The organism is Poriferisphaera corsica (assembly GCF_007747445.1).
GTDB lineage: Bacteria > Planctomycetota > Phycisphaerae > Phycisphaerales > Phycisphaeraceae > Poriferisphaera > Poriferisphaera corsica.
Genome location: NZ_CP036425.1, coordinates 727,070 through 751,322, shown reverse-complemented (window position 1 = coordinate 751,322; position 24,253 = coordinate 727,070). Strand labels below are relative to the sequence as shown.

Here is a 24,253-nt window from a genome sequence, read left to right as displayed (position 1 = left end):
AATTGAGTTCAAGCTGTACTGCACATACCCCTATCTGTCCCCTGTATCACTTCATGGAGAGAAACATGAAAACCACCACTTCCGCCTTCGCATTATTCAGCATACTTGCAGCATCCAACCTGAATGCTGCGATTGAAGATCAGAACCTCAACGACAATCTCAACTTCAACGTCTACGCCAGTGTCAATATCAGCGACATCACCGCATGGAACGGCGGGTCAGCCGGTGCACAAAATTTCACACCAGCCCGCGTCGCATACGACGGCTCAGCAAACCTCTACATCGCATGCTGGGACAATGATTGGTCCACCACCAACCTCTCTTCCATCATCAAAGTCGAAAACGCGACCACCAACCCCCAAGCCTCACTCACCGCCATGCAATACAACATCAACGCAGGCTCACCTCTCACCTCACTCGACTACCACAACGGCAACCTCATCGCCGCATACGCCATCAATCCATATGCATTCGATCACGCCGATTCATATATCACATCTTTCAATACAGCCACCGAATCCATCAACTGGTCTTACGTCGGAGACGGCTCAAACGTCGGCCATCAACCCACAAGCGGCGCCGCCTACAACCCTGCCGCCCAAGCGACTTCATTCTTCTCCATGGGCTACACCTTCTACAACATCGATGATCAAGGTGCCGTCACACATACAACCACACCATCACTCAAAACCCAAGACCGCCCCACAGGCCTGCTCGCCCTTGATTTCGACTCGCAAGGCAATGCCGCCTATCTCGACTACTCCCTCACACAAGGTAATGGCGCACTCACTTACGCAGCCTACGACAGCGACACCAACTCATACGCAACGCAAACCATCTTCACCTTCACAGGCACGGACGCGAACTACTCCAATAACGGCTACGACCTCGCTCTTATCAATATTGATGGCAGCGATCCACTCTTTGCACTATCCCTCGTCCCCGGCACAACCGCTACAACCAGTACAGGCATCACGCTCAACGACTCTGCCGTCTACATCCTCGACATCGCCGGCAACCTCACCGCAGCCTCCGCACACGGCTGGGCCAACGTTCATGGCGTCGACTTCATCAATGACACACTCGTCGTCACCAACGCACACAGCGAAACCATCGAGTTCATCAACATCTCAGTCCCAGAACCCGCATCACTTGCCTTATTCTCACTCACCGCCATACCCCTTCTCACCCGCCGCAAGAGACAGCTTTAACTCATATGCACTAACACACGAAAGCAGCCTGGGTGATGATCTGCATAAACCTAAATAACACATCATTGCGCAACCAACCCGCGATATCACTACTTTTCTTGCAACGACCGACTCTCGAAGCTGGCAAAGACTACAAACATTTTCTGCAAGGCGCCCTAGTGGAATAGAACACCTCAAAACCTCGCTGATCTGCCCCGTTCCTGCGGGGCATTTTTCATTTTTCTCTCCCCCCATCAACATCTCACACTCGAAATTAACTATAACACCCAACTATAATAATCCATTCAAGCATCCCAGTCTTACACCCAATAACTCCGCTCATCATGCCTCATACTCAGCAAGTCCCCACTCTTATTCACACGCATGCTTTAGCATATTCGGTGGTTCAGAAGCTACAAACTTCCTATCCTAACCTCCAAATAACATAAAAATATGGTTTGATTCAACCCAAACACATCGACAAAATCGCCATTTAAATCCTTTAAAGCCATATTACTACAGGATTCCACCAGCCCAATCACCACACCATCGTTTTTGTTAAAAGACCCCATCAGAAATGATATACCCTCCTTTCAATTTCGGCATATATTTACCACTGTCAAGATTGTTTCACTCTTATAAGCAGCCAACTCAAATTGGCCCCCACACTCCGGCCTCAGGACGACAACACAATCTTGATCATAGAAAGAAGGCTATTCGATCTGTATGCCGATCGAATGCAGCTTAAAACAACGGCATACGCCATGTAGATATCTGAACAGACCAAAGATCGGAGAGACGCTCCTTTCCCAATCTGGTCAGATCGAATCGTGAACACTTTAATGATCGACATTAAGCATCATTCGATGCCCACGGCGATCGCATGCATCCATTCAATATAGCATCACACATGCATAGGAGAGGAATATGAAACTTTTTTCAACCGCAGCACTCGCAATCGCAGCATCTGCCATGATCGCTGGCACAGCTTCCGCAGCACCGGCTATCAACATGACTGATTTCGGCACTGCTAACTACACTATCGAGTCTGCTGGCGGCCTATACGTTGGCGGTATTCTCGGCGGGAACCGTGCATACGACATGGCTTTCGATAATGGCACATTATTTATCGCAGGCTTTAATCCTGCATGGGCTGGCGGCACACCAACAGATATGACCATCGCCAAGATCGAAAACGCAATGGTATTTGGCGGTGACACCAAGTCCACAACTTCTGTAACTGTTCCTGGTGTTGTCGGCTGGAAAGCTCCTCGCCTCGAAGCAGCAAACGGCAATCTGTACGTAAGCTACCGTGCAAACCACTGGACCTTCGGCAATGAAAATGCTTTCGTAGCTTCCTACGACACCACTAACAACTTGGCAGAAAACTATAAAACTGTCACCAACCATCCAGACACAGCGAATACACCACAAGCAAGTAACCTTAGCTACGATCCAATCTCAGGCGAAATGGTTTACTTCTCACACGGTTTCGGCGACTCCATCTTCAGTGTCAATGACTCAGGCACAGTCACCAAGAACACCGCGACTGGCCTCATCACCAATCTCGGAACATTCATGGCAACAGACATGGATTCAGCTGGCAACATGGCCGCTATCTCAGTAACAAGTGACGGTTCACAAAAGAACATTCTTTTCTCTGAGCGTAACGATGACGGCTCATTCACCTCGAAAGTCGTCACTAGCTTTGATAATACCAAATGGAATGCATTCAACGACTACTACGATATCGAACTCGTCGAAATGGGTGACGGCAACTCACCACTCATCGCTTTCTCCGTCATGGAAGAAAAAGACACATTCTCAATCGGCGGCGAAACCGCACCTAACAAATCACGCGGTGTTTACCTCGTCGACCTTGATGGCAACGTTGTCGCTAACGTCGGTGATGGCTGGTCAAACATCAACGGTATTGAATACAAAGACGGTGTTCTCTTCGTATCAAACCTTCATGAAGGCACTGTCAACTACTTCAATGTCGCCTCAATCCCAGTCCCAGAGCCTGCATCACTCGCATTGCTCGGCCTCGGCGGTCTCGTCGCTCTCGCTCGTCGTCGCAAGTAATCCACGACACCCTCTCTTAAGACAACTAAATTACCTTAGCGAATAGCTTGGTAACGAACCCACTGAACCCCGCGCTTCCGCGGGGTTTTTTTATGACCTTATATACAACAGCTTCAAACAACCACCTACATCACATACCTCGTCATATAACACCCCTCATCCCGCTAACAACACCTCACCAGCAACCATCACGCCATACGTAATCCATCCACACACACCGTACTCCACGCAACCTCAGCTAACCAGCCTCACATCCACCCCACAAATCACGCAATCAAAGCACCCACACCACCGCATATCACCACAACCAAATAAAAACAGACTGCCCTATCGACAGTCTGATCGTTAACTCAAATAATCTAATCGTGTATTAGCGATCGCCTTGCTTTCGCAACGACTCAACCGCTTGCCGCGTCACTTCCATCGAATCACCAACCAGATAGTAAACCATCCCACCATTCTTCCACATCAAAATCGGGTGCGCCTTGGAAGCATCATTAATCGTATAAATCTGATTCGGCTCAGCCTCAAGCCGCCCATCATCAGGCGACAACCACAAACTAATCGAATCCGTATGCCCGCTACCATCCACTGGCTTATAAATCAGATGCACACTGATCTCGCCCGGCACAGTACACTTGCCAACGCGATCAAACACATAACCAATGCCTGATAAATCCAAGCCACTCGTACTCGCACCAAACCGATCGTTCAACGCGCCTGGAAGCGCCTCGATCTTGCTCGGCAACTTCGGATCCTGTGGCAACTGCGCCAACTCTTTCGAACAACTCACATGCCGCTTCTCAAACAAGTTCACCATACGACTAGGCAATAGCCCCGCCACACTCGCTCCATCACCCGATCCACCACCAACATACGAGTTGAACACGACTGTCGCAGCAAGCAACAACCCCGCAGCCACCGCCGTTGGCAGCCACTTACCAATACGCCCAACAACTGCCGGCCGATCATTAATCTCTTGCTCTATATTCTGTTGCCCACCCGAACTAAGACTTGCTCCCACCTGCTCAACCGTCGCCGCATCTTCAAACATCCCCGTCAACTTCGCTTTCAAATCTGCCGGACATTCATATGCCGCATCCAGCCCCATCGCATCTGTCACCCCCTCTTTCAACTTCGATTGATGCATCACCTGACGCACCACATCGCTATCCTCAGCCATTCGGCCTAGCACACGCATGCGAACTTCTTCACACGCTTCACCATCCGCAAAGCACATCGTCTCTTCGCGGCAACAACCTGTCTTATCTTGCTTATCTTTCATCAATCATCAGCCCTGTACTTAGCCAACAAATTTCAACCCATACATAACCCAATTCAATCCCAGGCTCTCCATGCCAGATACTCATTTTTCCTTGAGCGCAAGTATCTCAGCATTTCGCAGGACGCAATCTATCAACCTAGACTACGCACTACCTAAAACGTCACCCACCTAACTTTTACTCCCAATATTTTTATAAATCACCATTTTTTATGCACTTACCGCGCTTTTTTAGAAAAATGGCGTCTTATTTAGAATCCAACATCCCCTAACCCGTACAACCCCATCTCCCACAACCCAGCACGATCAACCGCCAGCATTCTTCCCGCCAGCGTTACCAACCTTAATGCCACTCTCTGCAGCAAGGTCAGCCAATCGTTCACTCAAAATCGCGCGTGCGCGATACAAGCGGCTCATCACCGTTCCCAACGGCACACCCACCACCTCAGCCACTTCACGATACTTCAAGCCTTCAACAGCCCAAAGCAACAACACCTCCCGGTAATGCTCCGGCAACTCTTCAATCGCTTTTTTCAAACGATCGTCCACCATCTCCCAATCCAAACTCGCTAAATCCCACGCCGGCGGCTCCTCATCAACCTCCCCATACACCGCCTGCTCAGGCATATCATCGCCCAATGTCGGCTCGCGTTTCCGCTTGCCCACGCGCGTATAAAAATTGTTATGCAGTATCTTAAAGAGCCACGGCCGAACCCCCTGCTCCCGTAATTCAAAACGGCCCTCAGCCTTCAGCGCCTTCAAATACGTCTCTTGCACCAGATCCGATGCTTCATCAGGATGACGCGATAAGTGCATCGCCATTCGATACACCGAATCCATCTCCGCAAGAGCCAATTCTCTGAAAGTTTGACTTTCCAAAACCAAATTCCCATTCATGTGTCATGTCAGCCCATCAAACCGGGACAAACCAACATCACTGCGTTTCTCACTGACATATCATACCCAACATGCTTATAACCACCTAACTTTATCCCAACTTTACGCTTTTCCCCGCCCCCTAGTTCTCAAGAGCTTTATCTCTTCACATACACACAAATTCATGCCATCTCCGCAATATTCCCGACCTATAAAAAGACTCATACAGCCTTTTACGAAAGCACATCATGAAAAAACACTGCCCACAAACAGCCTCACTTCTTCTTCTCATCATCACCGCCCTACTACTCCCCGCCTGCGTAGCCACCTCCAACTCGTCATCAGTTAGCAAGACCTCCAACACCGATGGTATCTTCATCCACCTCTCATCCGGCAAAAGCAACCCCCACGCCGTTCTCATGGCTCTCAAAATGGCCGACAACTTCGCAAGCACCAATCCCGTCATCGTGTATTGCGACGTCCAGAGCATCGACATCCTCTTAAAAGACGCACCACCACTCAGCACATCCAACTTTCTTAACTCCCAAGAACTTATCGAGAAACTTCTCTCACAAAACGTCCCCATCTACGCATGCCCTTCCTGCCTCAAATCTCACAAGAAAATCCCAAGCGACCTCATCCCCGGCATACAAATCGCCAGCAAATCCTCACTCACCGCATTCACCACCAACCGCATCCTCTCATTTAGCTACTAACATATATCACGTATGATCTCATTTACCCTCTCTCAAACCCGTCACCACCATTGGCAGGGTATCTGAATCATTTAACATTCAATTCCTACACTACAAAAAGAGCTGAGATTATCTCTCAGCTCTTCATTATTCATTTCCAGCACGCCACCCATTGATTACTTGGCATACTTATTAAAATCCAACGCCACCGAATTAATACAGTATCTCTTGCCACTCGGTAGCGGCCCATCATTAAACACATGCCCCAGATGACCATCACACACCCCACACACAACCTCAGCCCTCACCATCCCATAGCTCCGATCTTCTTTCAAAACAACATTCCCCTTTTCCGCAACCTCAGAAAATGATGGCCAACCCGTTCGCGATTCAAACTTATCATCACTCTCAAACAATACCGACCCACACGCCGCACACACATACTGCCCCTTTTCCTTATTCTTCAACCATTGCCCCGTAAACGCCCGTTCCGTCCCTTTCTCTCTCATTACCCGGTATTCGTCATGACTAAGCAGCGATCGCCATTCTTCATCACTCTTTTCAACCCGCCGCACACCTTCTCCATCCCCAACCACTTCGCCACCATTAGCAACAGGCATCACCTCACCGCAACTCATCAACTCCTTGCCCTCCAATTCTTTGACTCTTGCATCCCGCTCATGCTTCGCCAACATCTCTATCTTTTGATTAGGCTTAACTTCGCCGCGGCCTCCGGGCATCGGCATCTCAACTCGCTCTTGTGGCACATCATCTTTATAGCAACCACTAACAAACAAAAATCCAACTGTAGCCACAGCACAAACCATCAACTTTGCGATCCGTCCAACCATACACTTCCTTTCATTCACAATCTCAATCTTTGCAAAAAACCTACGACCACTAGACCCATCACACACCTTACTTAACTGTTTCGGCACCCCGTCTATTCCAAATCAATGATAGCCACATCCTCCAGTCAAAACTCTGACGAATAAGACAATTATCCCTATAAATAGATTTTTCTCGACTTCCCGCATCCTACTCTGATAAAGTCCCAACATGACTATCGCTATCAACACCCAAATTCACCGCGTCTCCCCTCAAACTCCCATCAATCTACACACATCACTCACCACCCCACCCACCGATTTTGAGCATTCAAAAAAAGCGCTCAAGGAACAATTCAAAACAGAATCCAAAGCACTCACACATCTACAAGAACTCATGTACGCACAATCCAAACACGCCGTCTTAATCGTCTTCCAAGCCATGGACGCAGGCGGCAAAGATTCCACCATTCGCCACATCATGACCCCCATCAACCCTCAAGGCTGCCGAGTCCTCAACTTCAAAGCCCCCTCTGCGTACGAACGTGAACGTGATTACCTCTGGCGCATACACCAACACGTCCCACCCAAAGGCTGCTTCACTGTTTTTAACCGCTCGCATTACGAAGATGTCGTCACCGTCTCCGTTAACGACTTCGCGCCAAAGCACATTTGGCAAAAACGCTACAACCACATCAATGCCTTCGAACAGCTCCTAACCGACGAAGGCACCCACATCCTCAAGTTTTTCCTACACATCTCCAAAGACTACCAGAAGCATCGCCTCCAACGCCGACTCGACCGCCCCGACAAGCACTGGAAATTCGACCCCTCCGACCTCGTTGCCAGAAATCACTGGGATGACTACATGCAAGCCTACGCACAAGCATTCAACACTTGCTCAGTAAACACTGATGCCCCATGGTATGTCATACCTGCCGAAAACCGTGAATACCGAAATCTCGCCATCATCCAGATCATCAACCAAAAACTTCAATCGCTCGATATGCAATACCCTGCCCCTCAGTATGATGCTTCTCAATACAAAATCAATTAAATCTCCTCCCCCTAATCTAACTATCCACTGCACCCTCGCAAAGCCCCCCAACTTAACACTCTACTCATCAAACCCTAACACGCGCTCATTCAATACACACATTAAAACCCGAAAAAAATACCCAAATCTCCTGCTTATCCTTGACGTATCAGTTGCACGATTTATAGTGAACGCTCATTCAGGGTTCGGCTTTCAATCACCGCCGAATTAAAATTCATAGCGTCTCGCATGACGGCTCTCACTTCATCGCGGCTCTTCTTCGCGCCGCACCGTAAGAGTTGCACGTCTGATCAACGCGCCTTGCACTTGACGCACGAAACCTCAACACACTTATACCTCATCTATTGCCAATCGTTATTTGCATGGCTTCAATTCTTTTTATGCGCCCATGCCTCGGCAGCTGCACAACTAACACCATTAATTGAAAGATCTAAACTGATGGACACCATCAAATTTTCTACTGCATCCCTACTCACCGCCCTACTGCTCACAACCTCCTCATTTGCCGTCTCTTATGACGCACCTTCAAACTATTACAACAACGCAACAAGCACCGGCTCAACCCTCAAAAGTCAGCTCCGCCAAATCATGACCAGCGGACACCGTCCCACCTCATACGACGATCTCAAATACTCAGCCAGGTACACGGATACCGATCCCAACAACCCCAACAACATGCTCCTCATCTACAACCGCGCATCAAACAAATCCAGCTGGGACTCCGCCAAAACCTGGAACCGCGAGCACATTTGGCCTCAATCCAAACAATCCTCCGGCTCAAACAAATCCGACCAGCACGCACTCAGGCCATGCAACCCCGGCCTAAACTCCTCACGCGGCAACCTCACCTTCGGCGGAACCTACGGCTCATCCATGGGCAGGCACGGCAGCTACTGGTACACCGGCGACGCCGATGCAGGTGACGTCGCTCGTTCACTCTTCTACTCCGCAACACGCTACTCACACCTCTCCCTCGGCGAGTCCTCCGGCTCAAACAAAATGGGCAAACTCTCCGACCTCATCCAATGGCACTACCTCGACACACCAGACGAATTCGAACTCCGTCGCAACCACGCCGTCTACGGCGGCGCCGTCGACAACTACCGCGGCGGAACCTACATCAACCCCGAAGCCCAAAACAACCGCAACGCCTACATCGATCGGCCCGAATATGCATGGTCCGTCTACATGGATCAGCAAAACGACACCCAGCTCTACTTCGGCTCTTCCGCTCAATCAAACGGCTCATCCACACTCGACGTCAACTTCGGCCGCGTCATCAAAGGCGCAACCGGCGTCAACACCTCTTACGCCGCACTGCTCAACAAAAAAGGCAACGACGGCACATACTACGAAGTCAAAGCCGACGCCAACGTCCAATCATCTGTCAATGGCCGCTACAACGCATTCGCCATGAACAAAAATGGCAACAAGTCCATCAACGTCTCACTTGACGCCGACACCAATACCGCCGGCAAGTACCGCGGCTCACTCGTCGTCGACAACCTCGACGTCACCACCCAAGGCGGTAACGGTCGCGGTGCGAACGATGGCAACGACTCAGTCAACCTCGAACTCACCGTTGTCGAAAATGCAACCGCATCCTTCGACGCCCGTGATGAACAGCAGGGACTTGTCATCGACTTCGGCGACATCAAGCAAAACATACTCGCCCAACAATCCTTCGAGATCTACAACTACACCGCATCAGCCTTCACCGCTCACCTCGATCTCGACTCAATCCTCTCTGGTGGCGACAGTGACATGTTCGACATCGACCTCGCGACCTTCAAAAATCTCGAAGCCGACAACAGCAACACCTTCACAGCCGCACTCGACACCGACCAGATCGGCGAACTTGAAGCTCAATACATTCTCAACTTCTCAAACGAAGATCTCCCTGGCTCTGCCAACGAGCACTCACTCTTCCTCACCGTAAAAGCCAACGTCATCAGCGCCGTCCCAGAGCCAGCATCACTCGCTCTATTCGGCCTCGCCGGCGTCATCCTCGCCAGCCGCAAGCGTAACCGCTAATCCTTTCGTTACAACAACAAGCGGGCTAATCAACCATTAGCCCGCTTTTAAAACCAAAATAAAACGCAACAACTAAAAAATTCAAGAGTCACAATCATGAAAAACTTCATCACAATCATCATCGCAGCACTCAGCATTACAGCCTCTGCTTCCGCAGCAAAAATCGCGATCACCGGCATCCACACTGATACATCAGACAACTTCACGTTCGTTGCCCTCCAAACACTCGAAGCAGGCACCGAAATCTACTTCACCGATAACGGCGCCAACACCGATGGCACCATCTACGACGGCGAAGGTATCCTCCTCTGGACAGCCTCAACCACCGTCGAAGTCGGCCAAGTCGTCAGCTTCGATAACAACAACGAATTCACCAAAGCCAACAACAAATCATTCGCCCTCTCAACCGGCGGCGATCAGGTTCTCGCCTACACCATGAGCGGCGACACCAAAGAATTCCTCTTCCTCGCACAAACCAATTCAACACAATTCCAAAGCAGCGCCTCAAATTCAAACGTCTCAGCACTCGCCCCCGGCCTCATCGAAGGCACCAACGCCGTCGCAGCCGGCAAAGACGCCGGTTCAAAAGACGAATGGGATAACGCACAATACATCGGCACACGCACCGGCACAGCCGATGAACTCATGGCCGCCATCGCAAACACAGACAACTGGGTCGGCTCAAACAGCAGCATCGTCCTCAACACCGAAGCATTCACAATCACACCAATCCCCGAGCCCGCTTCACTCTCACTCATCGCGCTCAGCTCACTCGCCCTGCTCCGCCGTCGCAAATAACCCCCTGTTTTCGCTCTTCCTCATACCCCAAACATAACCAAACGAAAAAGGCTGCATTTCTGCAGCCTTTTTTTAATACCCAACACACCTCTTATGTTTCAAAAAAACACTCATTCCCGCCCAATCAAAATCTCATCACTCAGCCTCCCCGCCAAAAGCGTTAAAAACCGGTCCTGTCCAAAATCCGCGGGCGTATACTCATTCGACGCCTTTTCTTCTCCCAATAATCCCATCCGCTGATAGGCCTCCGCCACAAGCTCACTACAAAACACGCTCGACAGATCCTCTTCATTCCGCCCCATCGGCCCGTCATACGCCGACCTCACCAACTCAAACAAATTCGATTCATACCCCCGCCCATTCATCTCACCTTTAAACGCCATTAACCCCGCCAACTCCTTTTCACCAATCTCTATACCTTCTAAGCGCCGAATAGCCACCTCGCCCTGATACCGGTTCAGCCGTTCACGCAATGCAACCAACTGCACCCCCTTTCGCTTCTCCCCGCTCTCAACATCCGCCACATCACTCAAGGTTGTGCTCTCCCACAAACCCACAAAATCAAAACCATCCAGCCGCACCACCATCCCGACATGCGACCACTGACTCATCGTCCCCCACTTGATCCCCGCACTCATCCCCCCTTTCCCTGAAAACAACACCAGATCACCTGTCCTCAGCACATCTCTAATCACCGAATAGTTCACGCTTATATCCTGCCTCATGCCGCCGCTCCTTTCGGTGCATCGCACCTTCTCATAACGGCCAGCTCGCAAGTCAACATGACCCACATTTCACATCCGAGAGATAACCTCAGCTTCGCCGTCTAACTAACCCGTGAAGCAGCGCAACTGTGCGCACAAAACCGCCTTTTCCACACCTTGCCCACACCAAAACGCGCCATTCCTTGCCTAAAACGCATCAAAGTTGGCCGTTCTTTGGCCATTTCTCGCTGTTTCTGACGATTCTTCGATAAGTAAAAACCCCCAGCTGCAACATTTCATGCGCACAGCATTTCTCTGTCTTCAACAAAAATCATCATCGCAAAGCGCGCTTTTGTGCGCACATCTCGCCCACCTCAACAAAACCCATCGCGTAGCTTTTCAACGACCCATCCAGCTCCCTAGACCCACAAACCCCGCGCCGTTACACTCACCTCATGAGCAATTCCAACATCAAAATCGGCATCATCGGCGGCACAGGTCTCGGCGATAAACTCGGCCTCGAAACCGGCCAAACCGTCAACCCCGACACACCCTTCGGCAAGCCATCATCTCCAATCATCCATACAACTTGGGAAGGCGTCGACATTTACCTCCTCCAGCGCCACGGCATCGGCCACATCCACAACCCCTCTGCCGTCCCATACCGCGCCAACATCTTCGCCCTCAAACAGCTCGGCGTCACCCACATCCTCGCCTCCGGCGCCACCGGCTCACTTCGCGAAGAATACCGCCCCGGCGATCTCGTCATCGTCGATCAGATCATCGACAAAACCTACAAGCGCACAAACACGTTCTTCGAACGCGCCGCAGTACACGTCGAATTCGCCGACCCTTTCTGCAGCACCATGCGTAATTGGCTCCTCAACGCAACCAAATATCTGCCCTCTAATCAAGCATTAGAAAATAACGATGCACCCAAACCCCAAAACATAACCGTACACGCAAAAGGTACTTACGTTGTCATGGAAGGCCCCGCCTTCTCCACCCGCGCCGAATCACACATGCACCGCGCCTGGGGCGGCGACCTCATCGGCATGACCGCCATGCCCGAAGCCAAACTCGCCCGTGAAGCCGAAATCGCCTACGCCATGATCGCCATGCCCACCGACTACGACTGTTGGCGTCCGCACGAAGTCTCTTCCAAACAAGCACTTCTGGAAGAAATCATCGGCAACCTCAACCGCGCCACCACCAACAACATCGCCCTAATCAAAGCCGCACTCCGCGATCTCACCATCCTCGAATCCGAACCCTGCCCCGCTCACGCCGCGCTCGCCATGGGCATCTGGTCGCACAAAGACAAGATCCCCGCCGACGAGATCAATAAACTCCAAGTCCTCTGGGGCAAATATTTTAAATAGCCAATACCACATGATCCGCGCACAAAAACGCGTCCACTGGATAATTCACTTTTTATCTGATCTCAAGCGAACTAATCCACGCGCCATTACGTCTTTAATCGTATAGTCGCTCTAGCGTTTTTGAAATCAATCAACTTTCGTAATCAAAAATGTTTCTCTAAGCTTCGAATATATAACGCTTTGAATGATGTGAGGCACGAACGAAAACGCTATAATCAGTCTTCAAAATCTGCGGGTTGAAGTGAGCAGATTCTCAACAGGATGTGAGTGTTAGCATCCGGTGGCGGGCAAATATCTGGGAAGGTTTGAGTTATGAAATCGGTTTTGAATCTCTTCGTGCAGCCCAATGCTGCGCGCAATCACCTTGCAATCATGGCACTTATAACAATCAGTCTGCTGATGACTGGTTGCATCATGGGTTCAGGCGCAATCCGTAAACGTGAGCCGCGCTCTGTAAAATCGGACACGACACTTAATTCACCACTCAATCTGCCAATGAGTTATTCTGCAGAAGTGGTTATTGAGTTAATTGGAGTGAATGAAGCATATCTGCCTGAAACTGCGCTGAATACAGCGATTCAGAGATTTGTGCGCCACATCCCAGGCCGCGTCAAACTCAACAAAGGCAAACGTATCTATGTTGATCGCGACAACCTCGGGCGGCTTAATCGCGATAAACTTGAAGCTGCAATGATCAAAGCTGGCGGGGAAGTCGACGGTGTCGGCCCTGCGACCATTCTTTTGTTTGTCGTTGCGGATGTTGATGGTGTACGTGAGCTTAGCACGTACGAGCCGACGGTTGTGACCCGTGATGCTGATGGGATTAAGACCGGCACGAATCGCGTGGTGCTTTATGCAGGCAATATTCAGTACTACGGTCGCAAGATCGAATATCTTAATGAGACAGAGGCATGGGAATATGCCATTTACAAAGAACTATGCCGCGGCCTTGGCTTGCCCCACCGGTCAAACCATAGCTTTGCAAACAGCAACTGCACACGCGTACACTGTATTTTGCATCCAACCTTCTCTCAGCAGGATGACATGTATGGCGCACAAGTCCTTAAACCGGGCAAAGAGCTGTGTACGGATTGTCTTGCAGAAGCCTATTACGCGATTAGAACGCAACCCGCACAACTTCTCAATCCAAGACGCCCCGTATCACCTGTGGATTGGTATGATCGTCTGGTCCGCGCCAATCCTTCACACCCCAATGCATTGCTGATGCGTCATGTTGCCCTGCTAAACGAGAACAAGTATGCGGAGGCGAAGCAAGATATTGCAGATGCATACGCCAACAGCTTTAGCGATCCGATGATTATGGATTACTATGCTAAATTCCTCTCAAAATGTGAAGATAAGTCGCTTCGCGATGGGCAGAAAGCATTACAAATCGCGCTTGAGTTGAACCGGCAAACCAAATTCCGCGACATTGATTTCCTACAGACGCTCGCGGCGGCTCACGAAGAACTCGGCAATATTGAAAAGGCAATCGAGTACTACAAAAAGGCAAAAGAAATTTCGAGCGAAGTTCACATCAAGCGTGAACGAGGCCCTGCTTTCTATCATCCATACGGTATAAAGTAACTTCAAATGATTGGATCAAACCAGAAGAATCGGCAAGCAGCCGATTCTTTTTTTATACCCATTAATGAACGAATCAAACAGTTTATCTATACTTGTGCCATGCCTGAATGGATCATTTATGTTTTACTCCCCATCGTCGGCTTTGCTGCGGGCTTTATCAACACGGTCGCCGGTGGCGGCTCGTTTCTAACATTACCCGTATTGATCTATCTTTGCGGGCTGCCCCCTCAGATTGCCAATGCGACGAACCGCTTCTCTGTGGTCTTTTATACGACCACGTCCACGACGGTTTATCATGCGCATGGTTTTGGCGATCTACGTCTAACGAAAAGATTGATGTTGCCATCGCTTTTTGGCGCGGGCAGTGGTGCTTGGGCAGCAGCAGTTTTTCCAACTCAAGCGTTCATGTTTATCTTTGGCATTGCCATGATTGGCATGGCAATGATGCTCGTCACAAAACCAAAGATGCTACTTGATGTGGGACACCGCAAGATCGAAAAAAAATGGCTTGAATGGCTGGTGTTCTATCTGATTGGGTTCTATGGCGGATTCTTGCAGGCGGGCGTTGGCTTGCTCTTGCTCATCGGGCTTGCGATGACGCATGGACGTGATTTACTGCATTCAAACGGCGTAAAAGTCAGCCTCGCACTCGGCTATGCCATTTTCTCTGTCGCCATTTTCGCTTATTACGGGCAGATACAAGTCGCGGAGGGCTCACTGCTCGCAGTCGGAGCTGTTACCGGCGCTCTAATCGGCGCTAAGACCGCGATTAAAAAAGGGACGCAGTTCATTTACTATTTCGTTGTTATTATTGCCATCATTACCGGCTGCAACATGATTTATAAAAGCTTCACGCAGATGATGTAGCGCGGTATCAACCTATTTGTTGCCCACTTTGTAATCCTCTAAACTCTTCGCATGAGTATCTGGTTGAATCAATTCTTCGACGGCATGCCTATCTGGACGGCTTATATTGCTTTGCCCCTGATCGGCGTCATTGCTGGCTTTGTCAATACAATGGCTGGCGGCGGATCGTTTCTTACGCTCCCTGCACTCATGTTTTTCTTCGATCTCTCTCCCAAGGCTGCCAACGCTACGAATCGCCTCTCTGTTTTGCTTCAAACGGGTACCAGCACGGCGATGTTTCACAAGCACGGTTTTACCGATATACGGCTCGCTTTTAAACTCCTGCTCCCTGCTTTGTGCGGCTCAACACTGGGTGGATATATTACTGAAATCCTGCCCGCGGATTGGTTCTCACTCGTCTTTGGCGGCGCTATGCTCACGATGGCGATCGTGTTATTTTTTAAGCCTCGCCTGCTACTTGCGACAGATCGGCATCCGATGCAGAATCCGGCGGGCGAGTTTTTCACCTTCTTTCTCATTGGGATTTATGGCGGCTTCCTTCAAGCTGGCGTTGGCCTTTTGTTATTGGTCGGCCTTACGATGTTTCATCCCAAGGACCTCGCGAAATCAAATGCGGTAAAGGTTACGATCGCATTCCTGCAAACGTTCCCGCCTATCGCTATCTTTGCATGGCACGGTCAAATCGTCTGGGGATACGGCTTATTATTAGCACTGGGAACCATGACCGGTGCTGTCATCGGCGCTAAATTCGCGATTAAAAAAGGTGCTAAATCGGTCTTCACTTTTGTCGTCATTGTTGCCATCCTGACCAGTATTAAGCTCATCTGGTCCGGGCTAAGCGCCATCGCTTAGCAGATACCCTCTCTTGATCAGTAAGCGATACATTTCGCCGATGGATAGGGGTAGGGATGCTGCATGCAAAATCAAATGGGACCCAAAAAACCATTTTTCTACACATTAAGTGGCGTGATTGTTTTATCAATTCTGATTGCTAGCGCCATGCTCGTCTGGTTATCAGCCACGATTCTTAACGTTGCTTTACCGCCCATTGAATACCAGCTCAATGCCACGCTTAACGAGCTTCAATGGGCAGTTAATGTTTTCACACTTTGCGGCGGGCTTATCATTGTTTCAGGACGGCTTGCAGATGTGTTTGGCAGAAAGCGAGTTCTGAATATTGGTCTGCTTCTATTTATTCTCGGATCATTTATCGGCGGATTCACAAATCACATCACAATCCTCATTATCGCGCGGGCTATCCAGGGGATAGGCGGTGCGCTCATACTCCCTCCATCACTTGCACTTGTCGAGGTGAACTTCCACCCGCCACAACGCACCATTGCCATCGGTCTATGGATTGGCCTCGCATGGTTCGCGATGGCTATTGGCCCTGCGATCGGCGGGCTCGTTCTGGAGATTGCAGATTGGCGATGGATCATGTGGATCCTGGTCCCGTTTGGCGGCATCATTCTTTTCCTCTCAACAACCTTTCTGAAAGAATCGAAAAACAGCACCGAACTCCCGCGCATCGATTACATCGGCTCACTCATCGTCATGCTGAGTATGTTTGGCATCACGTATGCGGCAATTGAGTCTGGCGTCACGGGATGGCTTTCTCCATTAACCCTTTCAATGCTCTGTTTCGGTCTGCTTCTTGCGATCATTTTTATCATCATTGAAAAACGGGTCAGCAATCCTGTCCTCGCAATCGACCTGCTTTGTGATCGCACGTTTTTGGGTGCCAATCTTGTTAATGCAGTTTCCAACATCACTTTTGCTTCGATCCTATTTTTCTCCGCAATTTATCTCGAAATCGTCGGCAACTACAGCGCCTTATCAACGGGTTTACTCCTACTACCTGCGACACTTTCGATTCTGATCACACTTAATATTGGTTCGGTTATCTATAATCGCATCGGCGCAAAAGCGCCGACGACAATCGGTATGATCATGCTCACCATTGGACTACTTGTTATCTCGATGAAATCAGAAAGTGCGGGCTATGCTGGATTACTCGGCCCATTTGTTCTCATTGGACTCGGGATTGGCCTGTTCGCGTCTCCAATCACGGCGGCGGCACTTGCGGCAAGTTCTCATGATGATGCTGGCAGAGCTGCGGGCCTATTCAAAGCATCATCGATGATCGGCGCAGCGATAGGTATCGCCATTGCAGGGTCTGTATATCAACATCATGCGGATCGATTACTCAACGAATTAGCTGCTGATCATGGGCACGAAACCCGCTATATCATGCGTAAAATCATCGGCGGCAATAAGGATGATTTTGATGCATTGCAACAGTATGCTCCAGATCAATTCGATGCCTTGCGCGAGATCACACTTTCCATCATTAATTCAGCCTATCAATCGACCATCCTCTTCTTAATGCTTATCTGTCTGACATGTACGATTATTGGCGGGCTGCTCATCCCTCGCAGACATCATTTTTATGCAGCGACAAAGCCGGGCCCCAGAGACCCGATCCCCGGCCGGCCCACAACGAGCCATGAGAAACGTTTTGATTGGTTAAGACGCCCAAACAAAACAAGCAAACCAAGTGATACTGATAATCAAGCAGACAATATCTGATTTCTAAATTCAAAGCGTAAACGGATAGCGACAAAGCTGTCTCTAAACGGCTTCATGCTTCGTTAATACATTGTGATTTAGAGTAAGAAGTGAAAGGAGGTAGGGCCGCTGGAAGATGGTGTGGGCGGGAGGGGGAGGGAATGAAACCCTGCACCACTAATCTCTGGGCTTATGGTTAATCCCCGCCGCTTTCTGGTCAGCTAACTCACGCCGATTGATTTGCGTTTCCCTTGGGAAATCAAAAGCCAATCGCACTTTATCGCCGTGAATATCCACAACCCGGATAACACCCTGCGGATTTTTCGGATCCCCGATAACAACTTCTTCGCCGATTCTTCGTGTGAGAGCAAGCATGGTTGTGCCTCCTGGCTGACCGTGGCAGTCCTTCGCTAAGTTCGTGTGACAGCATTCAGGGCTCCGCCTGATAAAAACTCATCCCTGAACAATGGTGATCTGCCATAGCAGAACCGGAGCTGTCTCAGAACGAAAAACCCAAAATGTCCGCAATCGCTTTAGGGCACCTGTTCAACGCCAACGATTTCGGGCACTTTTTCACGCACATTGCGTTCTATCCCCATCTGCAGCGTCATGTTTGCTGATGGGCAACCGACACAAGCACCGTGCAGGCGAACCAACACGACATTTTCATCGGTAATACGAACTAACTCGACGTCACCACCATCCATTTGGATCGCAGGACGGATGCGTTCGATAATTTCTTCTACCCGATCATGCACGCTGCGAGCGTCACCGCTTGCGCTTTCGGGGGCTTGCTGACTCATACTTCCCTCAGTTCCAATGTTGAATGAGTTGATTGATTTCAACCCACTCATCGCGGCATTACCGCGAGTTGAATACTTGCTGTTATCTTTATGATAGGCCCAGATGGGGTCTGGAACAATGCTCAATCTGTCACGAATATCATGTTCCAGCTAAATCTAACCGGTAAAGTCATGACAATCCATGCAATCGGTATTATCGCTCTAAATCATAAAATAGTAACAATTTAGATCGATTATTGGTATCCACATCTGCTGCACATAGTTTCCATACGCTGCTACAACTTGGGGATAACATCGCCGCGCCCTGATCGTGCCATATTTGAACTAAGCGTGCATGATCTTCGCTCATCGCTTCTATATATTGATTCTGAGCTTCAAGATCTAACCTCGCTGAACAAGAATTAATTCCCTGCAGGCCCGACCTCCGCTTACGCAGCCTGAACTTCCCTGTTAAATTGATATGATTCTCGCTCTGTACATTGGTACGAAATCGGGAGGAATTCCTTCTACTGGCAGGTTTGGCTCGCACATTCCGTTTGAGGCTGAAATAATCAAGATTTTTCCCCCAAACTCGAGTGATCAGTTTGACTTGATGTGATGGGAGTGTTACTTTTTCCAGCTACAGCCAAGCGTATGACGATATGGCTTAGTTTGACTTTGCGCAGCGGGACGGTGGTCTGCAAGTCAACGTGCTGTGATCGGGTGGCGGGTTAATCTGGCTCAGTGCAATGCATTTAGCTGGACGAGGCGAGTAAATAACCTGCGGCAAGCCACGATGTGGCTATAGCAGTTTATGCTGCTTCAAAACGCAGAAAGAGGCGTTTTATAGCAGTAGATAGCTATGCTGTCTCGGCAGCACTCAGTTGTGCCACCCTAGCTCAGTTGGTAGAGCACACCCTTGGTAAGGGTGAGGTCGTGGGTTCAAGTCCCATGGGTGGCTTTATCTGATATTAGTAACGCAACAGGCTATAATGGCCGAGCTGACTGATCTCAGATTCAGTCTTATGAATCAAATGATCTACGTGTAAGATCGTCGTCCGGGGCGTTTCCCGGACTGGTTCCCGAAACGCGTTTGGGCTTATTCGAGATGTGAATAGCCCGTATTTCATCTAGATGAGTCCAAATTGAAATGATCAATTTGGCGGAGGTTCGCAAACAATGGCAAAGGGCGTATACGAACGTACTAAACCACACGTCAACGTCGGCACCATCGGTCACATTGACCATGGTAAAACGACACTGACCGCAGCAATCACAGCAGTTCAGGGAGCCAAAGGCCTCGCTGAGCACAAGCCATACGATGAAGTTGCTAAAGCATCTGCATCAGACGGTCGCCGTGATGCTACTAAGATCGTGACCATCGCAACTTCACACGTTGAGTATGAATCTGACAACCGTCACTATGCTCACGTTGACTGCCCAGGTCACGCCGACTTCGTTAAGAACATGATTACCGGTGCCGCTCAGATGGACGGTGCGATTCTCGTTGTGGCTGCAGACGACGGCCCAATGCCACAGACTCGCGAACACGTCCTTCTCGCTCGTCAGGTGAATGTGCCTAAACTCGTTGTCTTCCTTAACAAGGTTGACCTTGTCGACGACGAAGAACTTCTCGACCTCGTCGAGCTTGAAGTCCAAGAGCTTCTCGCTAAGTACGACTTCGAAGAAGACACCCCAATCGTTCGCGGTGCTGCTTTCCCAGCACTTCAGAACCCATCAGACGAAGCTGCTTCTGCATGCATCGGCGACCTGATGAACGCGATCGACACCTGGATCCCAGAACCAGAACGCGAAACTGACAAGCCATTCCTCATGTCCATCGAGGACGTCTTCTCCATCAAGGGTCGTGGTACCGTCGCAACTGGCCGTATCGACCGTGGTATGGTTAAGATCGGTGACAAGGTTGAAATCGTTGGTCTCGGCGAGACTAAAGAAACAACCGTTACTGGTGTTGAAATGTTCAACAAGCAGATGGAAGAAGGTCAAGCTGGCGATAACGTTGGCTGCCTCCTCCGTGGTATCGAGAAGACCGAAATCGAACGCGGTCAGGTCCTCGCTGCTCCGAAGACCATCACACCTCACAAGGTCTTCGAAGGCGAAGTCTACGTACTCACCAAAGAAGAAGGCGGCCGTCACAGCCCATTCTTCAACGGCTACAAACCACAGTTCTACTTCCGCACGACTGACGTCACCGGTGGTATTGAACTCCAAGGCGGCGCAGAAATGTGTATGCCTGGCGACAACATCAACATGAAGGTCGACCTCGGCGAAAAACCAATCGCTATGGAAGAAGGCCTCCGCTTCGCTGTTCGCGAAGGCGGCCGCACCGTCGGCGCTGGTGTTATCACCAAAGTCATTGAGTAGTCTTCACTGCCAATGACGCCAAGCTAAGCTTGCTTAGCGACGAAATTGATTTTTCACTGGCCTTGGGTGAAAGCCCAAGGCCCAGTTTTTCGGCTCTCCCCGAGCCAATACAACCGAACTCCCCCCTGCCCCTTCATCCGCAAGATGAACAACACCGCAGCTGGGAGTACGACCGTCTCAGGGCCACAGATCCTCGATCTATCCAGCCTCCAAATGAGACGAAACTGACGAATTTCACCCTTAGTAAGATGGGGTTAAGAATCATGGCTAAAAAAGCTGGTGCAGTCGAATACGTGTGGCTTCAGTGTACTGAATGCAAAGATTTGAACTATCGTACGCCTGTGAACGTCAAGGGCGGCATCGACGATAAAGTCAAAGCAGGCTTTAAAAAGTACTGCCCTCGTGAACGCAAGCACATCCTCCACAAGATCAAACGTAAGTAATTGATCCGTGCTTCACGGGTAAACACTTTCAGCATCACGGCGTTTCTTCGCCGCGGTATTGCATAGAAATTCCCGTATCACATCATCGCCAACACCCTTGGCGGCGAAATATAAAAACCATGCCGTGAACCCTAAAAAGTTCACGGTTTTTTTATGCCTATCCTGGATTTCCGCATACACATGATGCATACGATTGCGCACATGCAATCTCACCGATCTAATCCACGAGTTGGAGTACTTTGCAAAAGGAATCCATTCATGCGACTCTCCCAACTGAAAGCCCAATACCTCTTCACGCTCGCTCTCTTCGTTTCGATTGCCGGATGCACGATGCACCCCAAAGGCGATACCCCTGAGCAACAGCGTGAATCTATCCTTCAGATGCAGCAGGAAACGCTCAGCCGCCTCTACGAGCAGTACCCTGAGACGCGTGAGCAAATTCAAAACGCTTCAGGCTACGGCGTCTTTTCCAGTGTCGGCACTAGTATCATCATCGCTAACTTCGGCAATGGCTACGGTGTCATCCACGACAACACGAAAGACACCGACCGCTTCATGCGTGTCGAGCGCTACGGCGGCGGTATCGGTGTCGGCCAACGTGAATACAACATGGTCATGATCTTTAATAACGTAGACATCCTCGACGACATCCAATATGGCGGCTGGACCTTCGGAGCTGGCGGCTCTGCAGTCTTCAAAGAAAAAGACAAAGAAGGTACGGTAGGTTCAGGTAATGAAGTATTGAGCGACATCGAAATTTATGAGATGTCCGACTCCGGCTTCATGCTTACCGGCAATGTTTCTGGCATGACCTTCCGCAAAGCCGTCCTCTTAAACGGCCCCCGATAAATGCAAAAAAGCCGCATGCTTTTAAACATGCGGCTTTTAATATGTCATCACTTAATAATCAAAACGCCCCTTGCACCGATTGGATATCTGCGATTGTTCTTCGCAAACGAATATACAACATGATCGAGAAGATTGCCGAGAGAAGGAATAAGACACCTGCCGCGAGTCCCAAGATACCCATGACTACGCCGAGACCAATAAACAGCCCACCACTACCTGTCGCAGCAGATACGCCTAAAAACAACAGCGCCAATAAGCCAATGACAATTGGCACGATGTATGTTATTAAAACAAACTTCGGAAGCCATGGATATTTCATATGCGGCGAAAACGGCATACCCGTCTGGAATTTGCATATGTAATAAATCAAACTGTAATACGCTACGACACTCGCAATCCCGCTAACGACATCAACCACACCACTAACGATCGCAACGCCTGCTGTCGGCATGGTACTGCTTGCGACTAAAACAACACCTAACACCATTGAGAACAATGCAGTCGCTGCATAGATTATCGTTCCAACTTTTGCGGTTTTCTGCGCCCGAGGAGCATCAGCATTGTATTGGTGTACTGTTACTGTTTTTAAAGCGCCAAAAACATGTGCAGCTAGCGGCAGCACCATAGCAACCGACATGATAAGCTGAATTGATTTTGGTCCTACCCCCATCCCCGCCGATGCAAGCCCGCCAGCAAAACCCATCACCATCAAAAACAGCGAAAGGACAAACGAAAGAAGCAAAAAGTACAAGCCCGACTTCAGCACTTCTAAATACTCATTCGGCGCAAAACGCAAGGTCCGCTCACCTAATGAATCCGCAATCGCTGCACCACATTCCGGGCAATCACCATCTGGCAACACACCACGCAAATTGTATTCACAATGCACACAGATCAAATCGAAATCCAAAGGTTCCAACTCAACCTCATCACTCACCACCTCATCCGGCTCCGTCGCCAAATCATAAGTGTTCTCTTCCATACCATTCATCTCCGGCTATTGTGACTGTGCCCCTCAAAACGGCCCGCTATCATACCCCGCGTCCACTCCACTCGTACAGAAAAAAACAAAGCCCTTTCGACAGCATCCTGTCACAAAAGACAGTCCTGTGGGGAATTGGTTGATACTTGACGTATCCCCCCCTACACCGGTAATATATGTCTCTGCCCTCCAATTTCGGAGGGCTTGTCATATCCCCCGGAAGTGAGGCTTTCGAGTCACCCACAGCCGATCAGGATACGACTGACATACGGGTGTAGCTCAATTGGCAGAGCAGCTGATTCCAAATCAGCAGGTTAGGGGTTCAAGTCCTCTCACCCGTGTTTCTCTCTTTTTACTAAGAGATTGCGGCTTAAAGGTTTAGATTCGTGAGTATGCGGGGGTTTAACTAAACATTTGATCCGCCTCTCAATCAAGTCAAAGATTCGGTAAGAAAAACATGGCTTTTAAAATATACAAACCCGGCGAGGGGTACTGGACGCGCACACTGACATGGATCGGTGCTGGCACGCTTGTCCTTTCTGGCATCCTCTACATCTGGAAACAGATGGACATCATCCAGCAGAACACCATCTACTGGCAAGGCGGTATGGCTCTGGCCATGGTCGCATTCTGGGGGATCCTGCTCTTCTGGATCATGAACAAACCCAACGTGGCCGAATTCATGATCGCCACCGAAGCCGAAATGAAAAAGGTCAATTGGCCCAGCAGAATGGAAGTCTACGGCTCCACCATCGTCGTCATCGGCGGAACCTTCCTACTCGCTGCCATCCTCTTCCTCATCAACATCAGCTTCGCCTGGATCTTCACGCAAATCGGTGTGCTGCAAAGCTAACCGCCAC

The 24,253-nt window shown here is 49.8% G+C and carries 23 protein-coding genes and 2 tRNA genes; 17 read left to right on the top strand and 8 right to left on the bottom strand.

All coding sequences use genetic code 11. The features are described from left to right. The first annotated feature begins 65 nt into the window (after positions 1 to 65). Both KS4_RS02985 and KS4_RS02980 read left to right on the top strand, forming a co-directional pair. On the top strand, positions 66 to 1,211 hold the full coding sequence (locus KS4_RS02985; RefSeq protein ID WP_200761508.1) for a PEP-CTERM sorting domain-containing protein: 1,146 nt from the start codon (positions 66 to 68) through the stop codon (positions 1,209 to 1,211). 906 nt (positions 1,212 to 2,117) lie between these two features. Further along, the gene (locus KS4_RS02980) at positions 2,118 to 3,275 is read left to right on the top strand and encodes a PEP-CTERM sorting domain-containing protein (RefSeq protein WP_145074416.1); all 1,158 of its coding nucleotides are present in this window, start codon (positions 2,118 to 2,120) and stop codon (positions 3,273 to 3,275) included. 370 nt (positions 3,276 to 3,645) lie between these two features. Here KS4_RS02980 and KS4_RS02975 read toward each other — a convergent pair whose 3' ends face one another. Both KS4_RS02975 and KS4_RS02970 read right to left on the bottom strand, forming a co-directional pair. Beyond that, the gene (locus KS4_RS02975) at positions 3,646 to 4,560 is read right to left on the bottom strand and encodes a hypothetical protein (RefSeq protein ID WP_145074413.1); all 915 of its coding nucleotides are present in this window, start codon (positions 4,558 to 4,560) and stop codon (positions 3,646 to 3,648) included. A 303-nt stretch (positions 4,561 to 4,863) separates the two neighbouring features. Continuing rightward, the gene (locus tag KS4_RS02970; RefSeq protein WP_200761507.1) at positions 4,864 to 5,436 is read right to left on the bottom strand and encodes a sigma-70 family RNA polymerase sigma factor; all 573 of its coding nucleotides are present in this window, start codon (positions 5,434 to 5,436) and stop codon (positions 4,864 to 4,866) included. A 245-nt stretch (positions 5,437 to 5,681) separates the two neighbouring features. Between KS4_RS02970 and KS4_RS02965 the strand changes: the two genes are divergently transcribed. Next, positions 5,682 to 6,149 carry a DsrE family protein gene (locus KS4_RS02965; protein ID WP_145074407.1) on the top strand — a complete coding sequence of 156 codons (468 nt, stop codon included), beginning with the start codon at positions 5,682 to 5,684 and terminating at the stop codon, positions 6,147 to 6,149. Positions 6,150 to 6,304: 155 nt separating this feature from the next. On the opposite strand, the gene msrB is transcribed toward KS4_RS02965, so the two are convergent. Continuing rightward, positions 6,305 to 6,748: a peptide-methionine (R)-S-oxide reductase MsrB gene (msrB, locus tag KS4_RS02960; protein WP_145081385.1), complete on the bottom strand. Its 444-nt coding sequence runs from the start codon at positions 6,746 to 6,748 to the stop codon at positions 6,305 to 6,307. 439 nt (positions 6,749 to 7,187) lie between these two features. Between msrB and KS4_RS02955 the strand changes: the two genes are divergently transcribed. From KS4_RS02955 to KS4_RS02945, 3 genes are all read left to right on the top strand, one after another. Then, the gene (locus KS4_RS02955) at positions 7,188 to 8,012 is read left to right on the top strand and encodes a PPK2 family polyphosphate kinase (protein WP_145074404.1); all 825 of its coding nucleotides are present in this window, start codon (positions 7,188 to 7,190) and stop codon (positions 8,010 to 8,012) included. A 438-nt stretch (positions 8,013 to 8,450) separates the two neighbouring features. Then, entirely contained in the window at positions 8,451 to 10,046 is a 1,596-nt protein-coding gene (locus KS4_RS02950) for an endonuclease (protein ID WP_200761506.1), read from the top strand. Between the two features lie 96 nt (positions 10,047 to 10,142). Beyond that, on the top strand, positions 10,143 to 10,844 hold the full coding sequence (locus KS4_RS02945) for a PEP-CTERM sorting domain-containing protein (RefSeq protein WP_145074401.1): 702 nt from the start codon (positions 10,143 to 10,145) through the stop codon (positions 10,842 to 10,844). Positions 10,845 to 10,954: 110 nt separating this feature from the next. On the opposite strand, the gene KS4_RS02940 is transcribed toward KS4_RS02945, so the two are convergent. Beyond that, complete coding sequence (locus tag KS4_RS02940; RefSeq protein WP_145074398.1) at positions 10,955 to 11,569, bottom strand: C40 family peptidase; 615 nt, start codon at positions 11,567 to 11,569, stop codon at positions 10,955 to 10,957. Positions 11,570 to 12,003: 434 nt separating this feature from the next. Here KS4_RS02940 and mtnP point away from each other — a divergent pair, with 434 nt between their 5' ends. The 5 genes from mtnP (at position 12,004) to KS4_RS02915 (ending at position 17,973) form a co-directional block, all read left to right on the top strand. Then, entirely contained in the window at positions 12,004 to 12,930 is a 927-nt protein-coding gene (mtnP, locus tag KS4_RS02935; protein WP_145074395.1) for an S-methyl-5'-thioadenosine phosphorylase, read from the top strand. 399 nt (positions 12,931 to 13,329) lie between these two features. Continuing rightward, complete coding sequence (locus tag KS4_RS02930; protein WP_200761505.1) at positions 13,330 to 14,517, top strand: tetratricopeptide repeat protein; 1,188 nt, start codon at positions 13,330 to 13,332, stop codon at positions 14,515 to 14,517. Between the two features lie 6 nt (positions 14,518 to 14,523). Then, positions 14,524 to 15,384 (top strand): sulfite exporter TauE/SafE family protein, encoded by an 861-nt coding sequence (locus KS4_RS02925; protein ID WP_145074389.1) that lies wholly within the window; start codon positions 14,524 to 14,526, stop codon positions 15,382 to 15,384. 63 nt (positions 15,385 to 15,447) lie between these two features. Further along, positions 15,448 to 16,236, top strand: a complete 789-nt coding sequence (locus KS4_RS02920) for a sulfite exporter TauE/SafE family protein (RefSeq protein WP_200761504.1) — start codon at positions 15,448 to 15,450, stop codon at positions 16,234 to 16,236. A gap of 63 nt (positions 16,237 to 16,299) precedes the next feature. Further along, positions 16,300 to 17,973: an MFS transporter gene (locus KS4_RS02915; protein ID WP_145074383.1), complete on the top strand. Its 1,674-nt coding sequence runs from the start codon at positions 16,300 to 16,302 to the stop codon at positions 17,971 to 17,973. A 156-nt stretch (positions 17,974 to 18,129) separates the two neighbouring features. On the opposite strand, the gene KS4_RS02910 is transcribed toward KS4_RS02915, so the two are convergent. Together KS4_RS02910 and KS4_RS02905 are read right to left on the bottom strand one after the other, a co-directional pair. After that, on the bottom strand, positions 18,130 to 18,327 hold the full coding sequence (locus tag KS4_RS02910) for a carbon storage regulator (RefSeq protein WP_145074380.1): 198 nt from the start codon (positions 18,325 to 18,327) through the stop codon (positions 18,130 to 18,132). 158 nt (positions 18,328 to 18,485) lie between these two features. Further along, the gene (locus KS4_RS02905; protein ID WP_145081379.1) at positions 18,486 to 18,710 is read right to left on the bottom strand and encodes a NifU family protein; all 225 of its coding nucleotides are present in this window, start codon (positions 18,708 to 18,710) and stop codon (positions 18,486 to 18,488) included. 912 nt (positions 18,711 to 19,622) lie between these two features. On the opposite strand from KS4_RS02905, the gene KS4_RS02900 reads away from it, so the two are divergent. The 3 genes from KS4_RS02900 to rpmG all read left to right on the top strand — a co-directional run bounded on the left by KS4_RS02900 (position 19,623) and on the right by rpmG (position 21,562). Beyond that, positions 19,623 to 19,695 (top strand) — tRNA-Thr (locus KS4_RS02900). A gap of 218 nt (positions 19,696 to 19,913) precedes the next feature. After that, positions 19,914 to 21,119, top strand: a complete 1,206-nt coding sequence (gene tuf / locus KS4_RS02895) for an elongation factor Tu (protein WP_145074377.1) — start codon at positions 19,914 to 19,916, stop codon at positions 21,117 to 21,119. 263 nt (positions 21,120 to 21,382) lie between these two features. After that, positions 21,383 to 21,562, top strand: a complete 180-nt coding sequence (gene rpmG / locus KS4_RS02890; protein WP_145074374.1) for a 50S ribosomal protein L33 — start codon at positions 21,383 to 21,385, stop codon at positions 21,560 to 21,562. Positions 21,563 to 21,574: 12 nt separating this feature from the next. Here rpmG and KS4_RS02885 read toward each other — a convergent pair whose 3' ends face one another. Further along, the gene (locus KS4_RS02885; RefSeq protein ID WP_145074371.1) at positions 21,575 to 21,763 is read right to left on the bottom strand and encodes a hypothetical protein; all 189 of its coding nucleotides are present in this window, start codon (positions 21,761 to 21,763) and stop codon (positions 21,575 to 21,577) included. Positions 21,764 to 21,820: 57 nt separating this feature from the next. On the opposite strand from KS4_RS02885, the gene KS4_RS02880 reads away from it, so the two are divergent. Next, positions 21,821 to 22,411 carry a lipid-binding SYLF domain-containing protein gene (locus KS4_RS02880; RefSeq protein ID WP_145074370.1) on the top strand — a complete coding sequence of 197 codons (591 nt, stop codon included), beginning with the start codon at positions 21,821 to 21,823 and terminating at the stop codon, positions 22,409 to 22,411. A gap of 58 nt (positions 22,412 to 22,469) precedes the next feature. Here the strand turns inward: KS4_RS02880 and KS4_RS02875 are convergent, their stop codons facing one another. Next, positions 22,470 to 23,393 carry a mechanosensitive ion channel family protein gene (locus KS4_RS02875; RefSeq protein WP_145074367.1) on the bottom strand — a complete coding sequence of 308 codons (924 nt, stop codon included), beginning with the start codon at positions 23,391 to 23,393 and terminating at the stop codon, positions 22,470 to 22,472. Positions 23,394 to 23,661: 268 nt separating this feature from the next. On the opposite strand from KS4_RS02875, the gene KS4_RS02870 reads away from it, so the two are divergent. Both KS4_RS02870 and secE read left to right on the top strand, forming a co-directional pair. Next, positions 23,662 to 23,734, top strand: a tRNA-Trp gene (locus KS4_RS02870). Between the two features lie 116 nt (positions 23,735 to 23,850). Continuing rightward, entirely contained in the window at positions 23,851 to 24,246 is a 396-nt protein-coding gene (gene secE / locus KS4_RS17450; protein WP_200761502.1) for a preprotein translocase subunit SecE, read from the top strand. Positions 24,247 to 24,253 lie beyond the last annotated feature (7 nt).